The sequence below is a fragment of the Halorussus caseinilyticus genome, assembly GCF_029338395.1.
In the GTDB taxonomy this organism is placed as follows: Archaea; Halobacteriota; Halobacteria; order Halobacteriales; family Haladaptataceae; genus Halorussus; species Halorussus caseinilyticus.
On sequence record NZ_CP119809.1, the window covers coordinates 1,952,432 to 1,966,293 of the forward strand.

Below are 13,862 nucleotides of genomic sequence, written 5' to 3' on the forward strand. Positions count from 1 at the left end.
GGCTTCCGGTGGTTCAGTCGTCCGCAGAAACCGGTGTCTCTGACTGCGGGGACTCCTGTCTGGTCGTGTTCCACCCGAGTAACGTCGTCACGAACAGCACCAGCGGCGAGAGGAACCCGAAGAAGTAGTACGGGGCGTATTCGAGGGTCGCCACGCCGAAGACGCTGGCCATGTAGACCGCGCCAGCGTGCCACGGGATGAGCGCGCCCGTGGGCGTCCCGGCGGCCTCGACCGCCCGCGAGAGGTTCCGGCTTTCGAGGTCGTACTCGTCGTAGAGGTTTCGGAGGGTCATACCGGGCACCACAATCGCCATGTACTGCTGTGCCGAGAAGAGGTTGACCAGAATCGCGGACGCGCCGGTACTCACGACGAGGCCGGTTGCACTCCGGACGCCCCGCGCGAGGTAGTGGGCTAGCACCGCGAGGACGCCCATCCCCTCCAGTAGACCGCCGAGCGAGAGCGCGGCGACGACGACCGAGATTGTCCACGCGGACCCGGAGACGCCCCCGGCGGCCAGCAGGTCGTTCACGAGTTTCGTGCCGGTCTCGGGTGCGGTCCCGTTCAGGAACACGTCCCACGCGGCGGTGAAGCCGACGCCCTGCACGAGAATCGTGGTGAACACGCCAGCGAAGACGCCCGCGACGAGCGACGGGAGCGCGGGGGAGCCGTAGAGCGCGAGACCGAAGGTGACGACCAGCGGCAGGAACACCAGCGGCGAGAGGTCGTAGGTGCCCGCCAGCGCGCCCTGAATCTCGGCGACCTGTCCGGCCGGAATCGCCCCACCGGCCCGGAGTCCGAGCAGGGCGTAGAGAACCAGCGAGATGCCGAGTGCCAGCGCGGTGCCGGTCCGCATCGCTCGGATGTGGTCGTAGAGGTCGGTGTTCGTGACCGCGGCCGCGAGGTTGGTCGTGTCCGAGAGCGGCGACTGCTTGTCACCGGCGTACGCGCCGCTGAGAATCGCGCCCGCGGTCATGGGTTCGGGGATTCCCAGCCCCGACCCGATGCCGACGAACGCGACGCCGAGCGTCCCCGCGGTGGTCCACGACGACCCGATTGAGAACGCGACTGCGGCCGCCAGAATCGCGGTCGCGGGCAGGAACACCTCCGGCGTGAGTATCGACAGGCCGTAGTACATCAGGCCGGGAATCGTCCCCGCGCTGACCCACGTTGCGATGAGCGCGTAGATGACGAACAGGATGAGGACGGCCTGTAACCCCATCAGGAGGCTGTCGGCGATGCCGTCGTAGAGGTCGTCCCACGAGAGACCAATCCAGTAGTAGCCGACCAGTCCGGTCAGGACGATGCTCCAGAGCAGGGGACCGTGGGGCGCGAGTTCGAGGTACCCCGACCCGATTCCGAGGAAGACGACGACGCCGAGGACGGGCACGAGCGCCTGCGCCAGCGTCGGCCGTCGCTCGGGCGACAGTTCTCCGTACGTGAGCGGTTCGAAGTCGAGCGAAGCCATTGACGACCTCGAATAATGCGCGAGAGTATTAAACAGGAACGATTTTATTCGTATAAGGAATATTCAAATTGCAGTCTGGTATCGCTAGACACGGCTGTAGCCGCTTCACAAGCGCTGTGTCGTAGAACGCGGCAACTTCGACCGGTGACTCGGAGTCGGGCGGAAGTTCGTCCTACCTATCAGTGGAACCCTCGGCCTACCGGCCGGTGAAGTTCGGGCGTCTGCTGACGTGTTTCGGCAGGTAGCGGCGCTTCTTCGGCAGGTCGCCGATGTCGGCAAGCACTGCCTCCCGCAACTCCTCGAAGGTGAGTTCTCGTTCGGTCTGCTCGCCGCGGACCGTGACTTTGAACGCTTCGTCGTCGGCGACCTCCCGGTCGCCGACGACCGCGTAGTAGGGCACCCAGTCGGTCTCGGCTCTGGCGATGCGCTTGCCGACCGACTCGTCTCGGTCGTCCACGTCGGCCCGGATGCCGTCGGATTCGAAGTCGTCTGCGAGGGCGTCGCAGTACTCGACGTGTTCCTCGCCGACCGGGACGAACCGGACCTGCGTGGGCGAGAGCCACGTCGGGAGTCGCGGCGTTTCTTGCTTGGCGGCGGTTTCGAGCAGAGCGGCGACCACCCGCTCGATTCCGCCAGACGGCGAGTAGTGGAGGATGGGCGGGTGTCGGGTCTCGTCTCCGGTATCGTAGGTGATGTCGAAGCGCTCGGCGCTCTCCACGTCGATTTGGACCGTCGGGTTCTCGATAGACCTGCCGAGACTGTCGATTGCCGCGAAGTCGATTTTGGCCGACCAGTAGTGGTGGCGCTCGGGCAGGACTTCGAGGAGGGCCGGCTTGCCGAGGTCTTCCACGAGCGACTCGACCCACGCCTCGTTGTCGTCGTAGAACTCGCTGGTCACGCGAATCGCGGGTTCGTAGTTCAGGCCGAGGTCGTCGCCGGTCCGCAGGGCGAGTTTGGCCTGCGCCCGGAGTTCTTCCTTGGCCCGTCCGAGGTCGCGGGTCGCGGTGTGCATGTCGGGCATGGTGAACGCGCGCTGGCGCTTCAGGCCCACGACCTCGCCGCGTTGCTCGCGTCGGAACGAGTAGGTCGCCATCTCGTAGATTCGCAAGGGCAGGTCGTTTTCGGAGACGTGCATGTCCCGCATGATTGAGAACTGGCCGAAGCAGGCCGCGAACCGGAGCATCATCCGCCGGTCGCCCGAGTCGAAGCGGTACTGGCGCTCGCCGAACTTCTCGGCGTGTTCCCGAACCGCGCGGACGCCGAGGTCGTACATCACGGGCGTCTCGACCGGCATCCCGCCGTACTCGACCGCGAGGTCGTCGACGTACTCCATCAGCGAGTCGCGGATTACCTTCCCGCGGGGGTACCACCGGAGGTTGCTCACGTCGCTCAACTCGTCGTAACCCGCGATTTCCTTCTCCTGCATGAGTTCGACGTGGGGCGGTCGCTCGCCCGCGCTGGCGGTCTCGCCCTCCACCTCGCCAGTGACGAACGCGCGCATGTCGTCGCTCACGCGGTCGGAATCTTTAGCTTGGAGAGCGTCCACCGTCTCGCCCTCGGGGAACGCGAGTTTCCAGTCGCTCGGCGCGCGTTCGGCGGCTTCGTCGTCGCCGTCGCCTCGTTCGGGCGTGACGTGCCGGGAGAGTTCCGAGAGCGGGTGGCCCTTGCAGGCGACCTCGAACGACTTGTACCACCCGAAGGGGGCGCGCAGGACCTCGAAATCGTCGGCGAGCGCGGTTTCGAGGTCTTGGAGGACGGTCTTGGCACTGTCGGGGTTTGCGAGGTCCTCGCTCAGGTGGGCGTAGGGGTAGAGGACGACATTCCGGGTGTTCAACTGGTCGGCAACGTCGCGGAGTTCGTCGGCGGCGTTCTCGACCACGGCGTCTACGTCGGCCTCGTCCTCGCGCTCGACGCTGATAAAGGCGGTCACGCAGTCCTCCATCCGACCCGCCATCGGGACGCCCTCGGTCTCGGCGAGACCTTCCCCGGCCTCGGTGGTGGTCTCGAACTCGAGGTGGTCGGAGTGGACGAACAGGAGTCGCATGGAGTGAGTGACCGCGCGTGCGGTGAAAAGTGTACGGGGGTCGGCTATCGGCACGGGTGAGTTTTGGCGTCGAACGGCCGAGAATCGCAACCGTACCGTACGCAACAACACCGCGACCGTACATCACGACGACGAGAACGCTAGCTTCGGGCTTGAATTGTGGAAGACAAGAGGAACTAGCTTCGGGCTTGAATTGTGGAAGACAAGAGGAACTAGCTTCGGGCTCGAGCCAATCGAGACCGCAACCGCACCGCGACGCCTCACGCCTCCCCAACCTCGTCGGCCGCCTCCGGCGGCCGACTCCCTCGCGCGGGTTGGCGCGACCACGACGGTCGCGCCAGCGCGCGCCGATAGAGAATTAAATAGGATTCTTAAAGCAATATTTAGATACTCTTAAGCAATAGAAATATATTTTATACGCGGCAGAACGGCTTCACCGCGAACGCTCCGGGGACGCGACCACCGAACGCGCTCGGCCGACCACCCGAACAGGCATAAAGCACGTTACCGTGACACATCCTACGGAGTGACACGATGAGGTGGACGAAAACGGTCTCGGCGGTCGTACTTGCACTGGCGGTATCGGTGGGCGGACTGGGAGCGTTCTGGACGCCGGTGGCGTCGGCGTCCCACCAGTCGGTGACGATTGACTCGCCCTCGGAGGGCGACCAGTACTTCGTGGGCGAGGCAGTCTCCATCAACGGGACGGCGAACGGGAGCGTCGGGTCTGTCGCGCTCTACGCGCGGGCCAGCGGCGATTGGCTGTTGCTCGACGTGAATCAGGACGGGGTTCGGGACGGAAGCGACACGCTCACGGTCGACACGGACGGGAGTTGGTCGGTTCGGAACCTCGTCCTCGCGGACTCGAACCCGATACTGTCGTACCCCGGCAACTACCAGCTAGGTGCCGTCGATGCCGCCGAGGTCGGCGAGAACGGGTCGGTCCCGAGTAGTCTTCCGGCGAACAGACTCCTCGAGGCCGGAGGCGCGCAGTCCTCGCTCCGAATCGAGCGCGCGCGACTCGAAGGGAGCTTCCTGACCGTCGGCGGCGAACTCCCGACCGAGAACGCCGAGATTACCGTCGAGGGGACCGCACGCGGCGCGCAGGAACTGCTCGTCGTCCTCGTAGACTCGCGCGGGAACGTCGCGGCCGACCGGATAGCCGTCCCGCGCGGAAGCGGTTCGTTCGACCAAGACGTGGCGCTTCTGACCCCGGACGGCGAGCAACTCGCCGAGGGCCAGACGACCGGGTACGTACTCGCGGTCGGTCGAGACAACCGGGTCGGCGACGGACTCCTCCCCGACGGGTCGAACGCCACTCTCGACGCGCTCGCGGAGTACCTCACCACCTCGCCGGGTCGACTCGACGCGTGGCAGGTCCGCGAGCGACTCCTCGGCCAGACAGTCGACGAGGCGGGGAGCGACGACCTTCTGGTCTCGACCCAGTTTCGCTACGCCGAGAAGTCTACTACCGTCTCCAGCGTCACGCCCGAGAGTCTGGTCGGTGCGGAGGGAATCTACGCGGTCACTGCCGGGGAGACGATGGTCGTCCGCGGCCGGACCAACCGACTCCCCGACGAGAGTACGATTATGGTCGAAGCGACCGACGGACCGACTCCCAGTCGCATCTCGACCGCGTGGACCCAAGACTGGAACTTGGACGGCAACTGGGCGGTGTCCATGAACACCGACGGCGTTGAACCGGGTCGCTACACCCTGACGGTGGACGTGGACGGCGACACCGCCGACCAAGTGCAGGTCCGGATACTCCCCTCGTTCGGGAACGTGACGCCGGGATAACGGTCGGTCCCCGGACCGAAGTCACTCACCGCTTCTCGCTGATTCGCGGGTCCAACACGGCGTACAGCACGTCCTGCAGGAAGTTGGCCGCGATGCCGACGAACGCGATGACCATGGTCGTCCCGACGACGACCGGCACATCGCGCTTCTCGATGGCGTAGAGGCTCAGCGCGCTCAGTCCCTGAATGCCGAATATCTCCTCGATGACGTAGATGTTGACCACGAGGACCGCCACCATGTCGGTGAAGAAAAGCGACAGGATGGGGACCGCGGCGTTCCGGAGGACGTGGCGAGCGACCGACAGGCGCGAGACGCCCTTGGCCTTGAGCGCCGCGACGAACTCGGCGTTGACGTACTCCATCGACTCCGCGCGTGCGTACCGGAGTTGCCCGGCGAACAGGCCCGACGACAGCACCAGCGCCGGGAGGACGAACTGCTTCAGGTGCGAGACGCTCCAGAACGCCCCGCCCGAGAAGTCGGGTTGTCCGACGCCAAGACCCGACGACCCGACCTGCACCGCGAACGCCAGCGTCACGATTTCCGCGAGCCAGAAGTTCGGCACCCCGAGTCCGAGATAGGCGGTCAGACTCGACACCCGGTCGAAGATGCCCCGGCGGTTGAACGCCGCGTAGAGACCAATCACCACTCCGTTTATCAGCGACACCAACAGCGCCGGGACGACGTACAGCGCGGTGTAGGGAAGTCTGTCGCGTATCAGCGACGTGACCGGGACGCCGAAACTGTACGACCGCCCCCACTCGAACGTCGAAACGGCCACTACCCAGCGACCGTATCGCTCGACCAGCGGTTCGTCCAAGTTCCGCGTCGCTCGGTAGACCCGAATCGCGCTCTGCACGTCTTCGGTACTCCCGCCTTTCTTCGACACCTGATAGGCCACCAACGCCTGATTCGGGTCCGGTGTGGCCGCGACGAAGACGAACGCCACGCTCGTCACCAGATAGACGGCGACGAGCGCGACGATTGTCCGACGAGTAACGTGTCGGAGCAGTCCCATCGTTCTCCGTTGCCGAGGACAGAAAATTAACACTTGCGGTCGACTCTCGGGGTCGATGGTACCGATACCCACGGCAGGGTCGAACGGGACGCCGCCACGACAGTTACGACAGAATCTCAATATTTATTTGCGGTGGGTGACAATCGCTCCCACGTTCACATGGGCGGCGACGTAGGGTACGACGGCGCGGCGACGACCCGACGAGCGTCGGTCGGCGGCCGATTCGCGGCGTTCGGTCTCGGGACACTCGGTCTCGGCGTCGGGTTCGCAATCGACCGATTCGTCCGCGGGGACCGACCGCTGGTCGCGGGTATCGACCCCTCCGGGTTGGACTGGCTTTTCGCCCTCTCGTGGCTTGCGCTGGCGACGTTCGTCGTCTGGCCGCTTGTCGCGCGTCCGCGGATGACTCGCACCTACTGGGGACGACTCCGGACGAACCGGTTGGCAGTCGCCAGCCTCGCGTACCTCGTCGTCTTCTTGGTCGTCGGCACCGTCGGTCCGTGGTTCCTCGAACCCGACTTGAACTTCGGCCACGCCAACCAACCGCCGATGTTCTTCACCATCACCGACGGACTCGTCTACAACTGCCTCGGTCCGGTCGTGGACGGTCGGTGTCACGGGACTCTGCGCTATCCCCTCGGGACCAACGGCACCGGCAAGAGCGTCCTCGCGCTGTTGGTGTCGGGGATGCGCGTGAGCCTGCTGGTCTCGCTCGTCTCGGCGACGATTCTGGTTCCGGTCGGCGTCACCATCGGCGTCGTCGCCGGGTACGCGGGCGGATGGACCGATACCCTGTTGATGGGCTACGTGGACGTGCAACAGACGCTTCCGGCGTTCGTCCTCTATCTCGTCCTCATCTTCCTATTCGACAAGGGACTGTTGCTGGTCGTCCTCGTGTTCGGCCTGACCAGTTGGGGCGGCACCGCCCGGATGGTCCGGAGCGAAGTCCTCCAGCGTCGGCGCGAGGGCTACGTCACGGCCGCACGGAACGCGGGCGCGAGCCACTGGCACGTCCTCAGAAAGCACGTCCTCCCGAACGTCTCTTCGACCGTCGCAACCGCGATGAGCCGACAGATTCCCGTCTTCCTGCTGACCGAGGCGGCCATCGCCTACCTCGAACTCAACAACCTCCTGTTGATGTCGTGGGGCGAAATCATCGCGCTCGAACTCCGGAAGGGGTTCCCGAAGACGTGGTGGGCCTCGACGTTCGCGGTGGCGCTGTTGGCGACGACGATAGTCTCGTTCAGCGTCCTCGGAGACGCGATGCGGGACGTACTCGACCCGAAGGAGTCGGCGTAGCGACCGGTTCCCAGTTCTCGAAAACGACGACCCGGTACTAAGCCCGAGAGGGCGTAGTGACACGTATGACCAGTTCACAAGCCCTCGCCGACTCCGCGATGGTGGTCGCACTCAAGACCATCACGCTGGCGCTCGGCATCGCGCTGACCTACTTCGCGTACGAGGCGTATCGCCGGACGAACGTCGCTGCGCTCCGCGCGCTCTCGGTCGGGTTCGGTCTCGTGACGACCGGCACCGTCCTCGGCGGCGTCGTCCACCAGTTTACCGCCCTCAGCATCGCCGACGGCATCGTCGTCGAGAGCGTCTTCATGGCCCTCGGGTTCGGCGTCCTGACCTACTCGCTGTACGCGGAGACGTAGCTCGCACTTTCGGAGAACCGAAACCGGAGAATCGTCGCTATTCGAGCGTAATGTTCGACAAAATGATGCTCCGTCTGGGATTTGAACCCAGGTCATCGGCTCGAAAGGCCGAAATGATTGGCCGGACTACACCAACGGAGCGTTAGCTTCCATCCGGGTCCTCTTCCGGACGCATTTTGACGAATGGACCGCATGCTTATAAACCCAACTAAATCGTTCTATCAGCGTGGTGTGGTTTAGCATGTCTGTCCCGACCACCCTCTCGTTCCGCCTCGAATAGTAACTCTATCGGAGCGTCGAGAGTTATCTTTCCGTGTTCGGCTCGGCCGTGGCATCGTTTACGGAGGAGTACGAGGTTTTCCCCACGGTGGGCGTCTTTCGTTGAGCAGTTCTCCGACTGGCGAAAGAGTCGGACGGGCACGATGTGGTGAACCTCCAGACGGTACTCCGACCCGACGTGACCGCGTGCTGGCATACCTCGCCGCGTTCTCGAACGTCCTCGCGTGCAACCGACCAACCGGAGCCGTAGTGGTTGCTGTAGCCGCCTCGCCAGTTCGGGTTTCGCTCTCCTGCCGTCGATTCGCTCATTCTTCGACGAGTCTCCTTCGAACGAGTGAGGATGATTCTCGCCACGTATCTATCGTGTCGGAATACTGAACTTCTCCATGTACTTCCGGATAGCTCTCGGTGAAACGCCGCACTCTTCGGCGATTTTCTGCTGTGTGAGACCCCCCTTCTGGTATTTTACTTCGAGCCAGTGTCCACTTCGATACCGCCCCATCTATAGTCGGGTTAGACTTCCTAGACTATAAAGCACTACGACTTCCGAGAGAAAAGGACGAATAGAACCGATACGATGGCCACCGATACCGGATGGCCCTCGCTTCGCTTTTTCGGAAACGCCGTTCGCTTACTTCCCTTCGAACTCCGGTTCGCCGTCCCCCATGAAGGCGGTAATGCCCTCCATCAGGTCGTCGGTGTTCATCAGGTGGCCGAAGGCCTGAGACTCGACTTCGAGACCGGCATCGGTGTCGTCGCGGCCCGCGAGCATCGCGCGCTTGGTGTACTTCTGGGCGATGGGCGGTCCGGCGGCGAGGTCCGCGGCGAGTTCGAAGGCGCGGTCCTCGAACGCGGGGACCTCCACGACTTCGTTGACGAAGCCGTAATCTTCCATCGTCTCGGCCTCGAAGCGGTCGGCGGTGAAGATGATTTCTTTCGCGCGGCCCTCGCCGACGATGTGCTTGAGGCGCTGGGTCCCGCCCCATCCGGGCAGGAGACCCAAGTCGTGTTCCGGTTGGCCGAACTCCGAGCGGTCGCTGGCGACGCGCATGTCGGCGCAGGTCGCCATCTCCATCCCGCCGCCGAGACAGTAGCCGTCGATGCCCGCCACGACCGGCATCGGGCAGGCTTCGAGTTTGCCGAAGGTGTCTTGGCCCTTCTTCGAGAGTTCGACCGCCTGAATCGGGTCGCCCCCGCCCGCGGCCATGCTCTGTACGTCCGCGCCCGCGGAGAAGGCCTTGTCTCCCTCGCCGACGAGCAGGAGCGCGCGCACGTCGTCGTCCTCGGTCAGAGCTTCGACGGCCTCGCCGAGTTCGTCCAGCAGTTCCTCGCTGACGGTGTTCATCCGGTGTGGTCGGTCGAGGACGACCTTCCCGACCATCTCGCCCGGTTTCTCGACGCGGATGTTGTCGTAGTCGTACGCGCCCTCCTCGCCCTCGGATTCCTCGTCGCCGCCGTAGAAACCGCCCTCGGCGGCGGCCTCACGGAGGTAGTCGCTGGCCTCGTACCGGGCCGCACCGGTCTCGTCGTGGAGTTCGTTCAGGGTGTCGGCGAGCGCGTCGAGACCCGCGTCGTCGGCCATCTTCGCCGGTCCCTCGGGGAAGCCAGCGCCGAGCATGACCGCCTCGTCGATTGCGTCGGGGTCGGCCACGTCGTTGGCGACGAGTTTGGCGACTTCGTTGGCCATCACCGCTTGGAGGCGGCGAACCGCGTCCTCGCTCCCGGCGTCGGTGGGGATGTCCGCGCCGCCCTCGTCGTAGTCGTAGAAGCCCTCGCCGGTCTTCTTGCCGAGTTTCTCGGCCTCGACTTTCTCCACGAGGAGCGGGCACGGTTCGTAGGCCTCGCCCAACACGTCGTTCATGTAGTCCAAAACGTGGTAGCCAACGTCGATTCCCACTTGGTCGGCGAGTTCGAAGCTCCCCATCGGCAGGCCCATGTCGAACTTGGTCGCGCTATCGACTTCCGCGACGGTGTAGTCGCCGGATTCGACCATCCACGCCGCCTCGTTCATCAGGGGAACGAGGATGCGGTTGACGATGAATCCGGGACTGTCCTTCCGGACCCGGACGGGCGTCTTGCCCATCGCCTCGGCGAGGTCCTCGGTGAGGTCCAGCACCTCGTCGTCGGTGTGTTCGCCCGAGATGACCTCCACGAGTTGCATCCGGACCGGCGGGTTGAAAAAGTGCATCCCGCAGAAGCGCTCGGGTCGCTCGGTGACTTCCGAGAGTTCCGTGACCGAGAGGCTGGAGGTGTTGGTGGCGAAAATCGTGTGGTCGGGCGCGTACTCTTCGAGTTCGCCGTACACGTCCTTCTTAATGTCCATCTTCTCGGGGACCGCCTCGACCACGAAGTCGGCGTCTTCGACGGCCTCCTCGAAGTCCACGATGGGAGTCACTCGGTCGAGGGCGGCGTCGGCCTCCTCGTCGGAAATCTGGTCTTTCTCGGCGAGTTTGTCGAGGCTCCACTCTATCTGGTCGTAGCCGTTCTGGACGAACTCGTCTTTGATGTCGCGCAGGTTGACCTCGTACCCGGCGAGTGCCGCGACTTCGGCGATGCCGTGGCCCATGTTGCCCGCTCCGAGAACCGCGATGGTGTTGATATTATCTACTTCCATGTTCGTGGAGTCGGTTGCCGGGCGTTTGAACGTTTCCCTATCGCAGGTTAGAAACTCTCTTCCAGTTTACTCTCGGTTACGAAGAGATTTAGGGCAGGGTATGTAATCCGGACACATGGACTTCGGACTCTCCGACGAACAGAAGCAGATTCGAGAGGAAGTGCGGCGATTCGCCGAGAACGAAATCGCTCCGGTCGCCAAGGAGTACGACGTAGAGGAGAAGTACCCCCACGACCTCATGGACGAGGCCGCCGAGATGGGCCTGCTCGGTGCCCACATCCCGCTGGAGTACGGCGGTGCGGGCTACAGCAACCTCGAATCGGCCATCATCACCGAGGAGTTGTTCGCGGTGGACCCCGGCATCGGTCTCTGCATCACGTCGGCGGCGTTCGGTGCGGACGCCATCATGGAGTTCGGTACCGACGACCAGAAAGAGCGCTTCCTGACGCCGGTCGCGGAGGGCGAGGCCATCATGGGCGCGGCAATCTCGGAACCCGACACGGGGTCGGACGTGTCGAGCGTCTCCACCTCCGCCGAGAAGGACGGCGACGAGTGGGTCGTCAACGGAAACAAGATGTGGATTACCAACGGGTCGGTCGGCGACTACTACGTCGTCCTCTGTCAGACCGACCCCGACGCCGACGGCCGGTACAACGGCTTCAGTCAAATCGTCGTGGAGTCGGACCGCGACGGCTTCGAGGCCGACAAGATTACGGGCAAACTCGGCATTCGGGCCTCTGACACCGCCGAACTCATTCTGGACGACGTGCGCGTGCCCGAGGAGAACCTCATCGGCACCCGCGGCATGGGCTTCCTCCAGCAGATGCAGTTCTTCGACGAGACCCGAACCGCCGTCGCCGCCCAAGGCGTCGGCATCGCCAAGGGCGCGTCCGAGGCGGCGCTCGACTACGCCAAAGAGCGCGAGCAGTTCGACCGCCCCATCTCGGAGTTCCAAGCCATCCAGCACAAACTCGCCGAGATGCACACCCAGACCGAGGCGGCGCGCAACCTGACCTACAAGGCGGCGTGGAACGTCGACCAAGGCGAGGACATCACGAAACTGGCGAGCATGGCCAAGGAGTTCGCCTCTAAAGTCGCCGTGGACGTGGCCAACGAAGCGGTCCAGATTCACGGTGGCTCGGGCTACGTCAACGACTTCCCGGTCGAGCGGTTCTACCGCGACGCCAAGATTACCCAAATCTACGAGGGCACCACCGAGATTCAGAAGAACATCATCGCTCGGGAGTTGCTCGGTAAGGGCTTCTAGACGACCTTTTTATTGCGAACGCAGTCGCCACCGGCGACTGCGTTCGATAAAAGCTCGACCAAAAAGCCGTCGTCACTCCCTCCGAAGCGCCGGGGGCGCTTCTCCGGGGTTCCTCGGCCCGCGAGCGAGGAGCGCCGACGGCGCTCCTCGCTCGCGGAAGAATCGCTGGTACTCACCGCGCCGCGACCGCACGGCACCGCGACCGCCACCGCTCAGCACAGCGTCGCGACCGCACGGCACCGCACTCCCCGCTTCGGTCACTCGAAACGAAAGACAATTGCTAGAGAATTAAATACACATCTAAAAGCAATATATCTCTTTTTCAAACGTCGGATGAGCGTGCCGACTCACGCAATCTGCCACGTCCACCGCGAGTCCAGATAGTACCGATACAAGCCGCTGATGAAGATGGCGAACCCGTTGGCGAGCAGGTACATGAGTCCGGCCCAGTTGACGAACGCCCACAGCAGACCGAGTTGGAGCGGAATCGCCGTCCCGCGCACGACGTTCGTCCGGAGCAGACCCACCAGATAGTCCGACCGGGCGTGGTGACGCGAGTGCTGGAACGTCCACGCGTTGTTCGCAAAGAACTGGAGGATGATGGTCAACTCGATTGCGAGCGTCGCCGCGAACAGGTAGTTGAGACCGCCGTACTCGACGAGTAGCCAGAGGACCGCCGTCTGTACGAGAGCGGCGCTCGCCCCGACGACGACGAACCGATAGAGGCGGACGAACGTCGGGTGTTTCGTCACGTTCCGGTATCCAGAGTCGCCCACGGGAGATACTGGAAGGCTTCGAGACTGTAGTACGTTCTGGTTTGGGTCCGTTACCCAATGGAGCGGTCAGTCCTCGGTCGGCGGTTCGAGCGGTACGCGCTCGACTTCGACCCGCTCGGACGAGAGAACGTCGCTACCGCGTGTTTCGGCCGCCGCCGCGTGGAAGGCGTCGAAGGGGGTCATGCCGTCGTCGTAGTACTTGGTGGCTTTCAGGACGACCTGTTTCTCTCGCTCGCCCCCGGTCTCGCGGCCGGGGAGCAAGACGACGCCGAAATCGACCCCCGGTACGGCTATCCGGTCCCGGACGCCGGGAAGATTCCCGCCGACCTGCGACCCGACCACGAAGTCGCCCTCGAAATCACGCCGCCCGACCCGCAAGCGGGGACCCCGCCGTCGTTCTTCTTCGAACCCACCGGTCTCCGGGTCGAAGCGGGCGACATCGTTCAGTTCACCTTCGACACGCCGGACCACACCGTCACGGCGTACCATCCCGCCAACGGCTTCCAGCGGCGAGTCCCCGAGAACGTCCCGCCGTTCTCGTCGCCGGTGGTCAACGTCGGGGGCGCGTGGCTCTACCGATTCGACCGCGAAGGGGTGTACGACGCCTACTGCGGGCCACACCACGTCTTCGGCATGGTGATGCGACTCGTCGTCGGCGAACTCGGCGAGGATGCCGTCCCCGAGTACGAAGCCACGTTCGAAGGCTCCGAGGACCCGCCGGTGTTAGCCCCCTACAGTCGGGAGATGCTCGAAGGAGAACTCGACGGGTTCAGCGACCGAAACGAGGGTACCGAGTGGGTGTGGCTGACGCCCGCGGAAGTCCTCGACGCCGACGCACTCGACCCGACCCGGATTCAGGAGGCAGGCACTGTCCCGTTCGGTGCGGTTCGTGACGAACTCGGAGGCGACGACAATCAGACGACGACTTCGTAGGCCGTTTCGCG

At 64.1% G+C, this 13,862-nt stretch carries 12 protein-coding genes, 1 tRNA gene and 1 pseudogene; 5 read left to right on the top strand and 9 right to left on the bottom strand.

Annotated features, from left to right (window positions below):
* Window positions 1-13: 13 nt before the first annotated feature.
* Together arcD and P2T60_RS09780 are read right to left on the bottom strand one after the other, a co-directional pair.
* Complete coding sequence (gene arcD, locus P2T60_RS09775; protein ID WP_276279058.1) at window positions 14-1,465, bottom strand: arginine/ornithine antiporter ArcD; 1,452 nt, start codon at window positions 1,463-1,465, stop codon at window positions 14-16.
* Between the two features lie 196 nt (window positions 1,466-1,661).
* Window positions 1,662-3,509: a threonine--tRNA ligase gene (locus P2T60_RS09780; RefSeq protein WP_276279059.1), complete on the bottom strand. Its 1,848-nt coding sequence runs from the start codon at window positions 3,507-3,509 to the stop codon at window positions 1,662-1,664.
* 534 nt (window positions 3,510-4,043) lie between these two features.
* Between P2T60_RS09780 and P2T60_RS09785 the strand changes: the two genes are divergently transcribed.
* The gene (locus P2T60_RS09785) at window positions 4,044-5,309 is read left to right on the top strand and encodes a hypothetical protein (protein WP_276279060.1); all 1,266 of its coding nucleotides are present in this window, start codon (window positions 4,044-4,046) and stop codon (window positions 5,307-5,309) included.
* Window positions 5,310-5,334: 25 nt separating this feature from the next.
* On the opposite strand, the gene P2T60_RS09790 is transcribed toward P2T60_RS09785, so the two are convergent.
* Window positions 5,335-6,324, bottom strand: a complete 990-nt coding sequence (locus tag P2T60_RS09790) for an ABC transporter permease (RefSeq protein ID WP_276279061.1) — start codon at window positions 6,322-6,324, stop codon at window positions 5,335-5,337.
* A 159-nt stretch (window positions 6,325-6,483) separates the two neighbouring features.
* Between P2T60_RS09790 and P2T60_RS09795 the strand changes: the two genes are divergently transcribed.
* Together P2T60_RS09795 and P2T60_RS09800 are read left to right on the top strand one after the other, a co-directional pair.
* Entirely contained in the window at window positions 6,484-7,623 is a 1,140-nt protein-coding gene (locus P2T60_RS09795) for an ABC transporter permease (protein ID WP_276279062.1), read from the top strand.
* A gap of 65 nt (window positions 7,624-7,688) precedes the next feature.
* On the top strand, window positions 7,689-7,982 hold the full coding sequence (locus tag P2T60_RS09800) for a DUF7521 family protein (RefSeq protein ID WP_276279063.1): 294 nt from the start codon (window positions 7,689-7,691) through the stop codon (window positions 7,980-7,982).
* Window positions 7,983-8,048: 66 nt separating this feature from the next.
* Here the strand turns inward: P2T60_RS09800 and P2T60_RS09805 are convergent.
* The 4 genes from P2T60_RS09805 to P2T60_RS09810 all read right to left on the bottom strand — a co-directional run bounded on the left by P2T60_RS09805 (window position 8,049) and on the right by P2T60_RS09810 (window position 10,875).
* Window positions 8,049-8,123: transfer RNA gene (locus P2T60_RS09805), tRNA-Glu, on the bottom strand.
* Window positions 8,124-8,190: 67 nt separating this feature from the next.
* Window positions 8,191-8,457 carry an HNH endonuclease gene (locus P2T60_RS21875; protein ID WP_382209269.1) on the bottom strand — a complete coding sequence of 89 codons (267 nt, stop codon included), beginning with the start codon at window positions 8,455-8,457 and terminating at the stop codon, window positions 8,191-8,193.
* A 162-nt stretch (window positions 8,458-8,619) separates the two neighbouring features.
* Window positions 8,620-8,763, bottom strand: a complete 144-nt coding sequence (locus tag P2T60_RS21880) for a helix-turn-helix domain-containing protein (protein WP_420028678.1) — start codon at window positions 8,761-8,763, stop codon at window positions 8,620-8,622.
* A 129-nt stretch (window positions 8,764-8,892) separates the two neighbouring features.
* Complete coding sequence (locus P2T60_RS09810) at window positions 8,893-10,875, bottom strand: 3-hydroxyacyl-CoA dehydrogenase/enoyl-CoA hydratase family protein (RefSeq protein WP_276279064.1); 1,983 nt, start codon at window positions 10,873-10,875, stop codon at window positions 8,893-8,895.
* Between the two features lie 115 nt (window positions 10,876-10,990).
* On the opposite strand from P2T60_RS09810, the gene P2T60_RS09815 reads away from it, so the two are divergent.
* Window positions 10,991-12,142 carry an acyl-CoA dehydrogenase family protein gene (locus tag P2T60_RS09815; RefSeq protein ID WP_276279065.1) on the top strand — a complete coding sequence of 384 codons (1,152 nt, stop codon included), beginning with the start codon at window positions 10,991-10,993 and terminating at the stop codon, window positions 12,140-12,142.
* A gap of 347 nt (window positions 12,143-12,489) precedes the next feature.
* Here the strand turns inward: P2T60_RS09815 and P2T60_RS09820 are convergent, their stop codons facing one another.
* Window positions 12,490-12,918, bottom strand: a complete 429-nt coding sequence (locus tag P2T60_RS09820) for a GtrA family protein (protein ID WP_276279066.1) — start codon at window positions 12,916-12,918, stop codon at window positions 12,490-12,492.
* 66 nt (window positions 12,919-12,984) lie between these two features.
* Window positions 12,985-13,179 (bottom strand): annotated as a pseudogene (locus tag P2T60_RS21885) (PIN domain nuclease); the annotation flags it as partial.
* Between the two features lie 96 nt (window positions 13,180-13,275).
* On the opposite strand from P2T60_RS21885, the gene P2T60_RS09825 reads away from it, so the two are divergent.
* A complete protein-coding gene (locus P2T60_RS09825; protein ID WP_420028713.1) occupies window positions 13,276-13,851 on the top strand; it encodes a cupredoxin domain-containing protein in 576 nt (191 codons plus the stop codon).
* The last annotated feature ends 11 nt before the right edge of the window (window positions 13,852-13,862 follow it).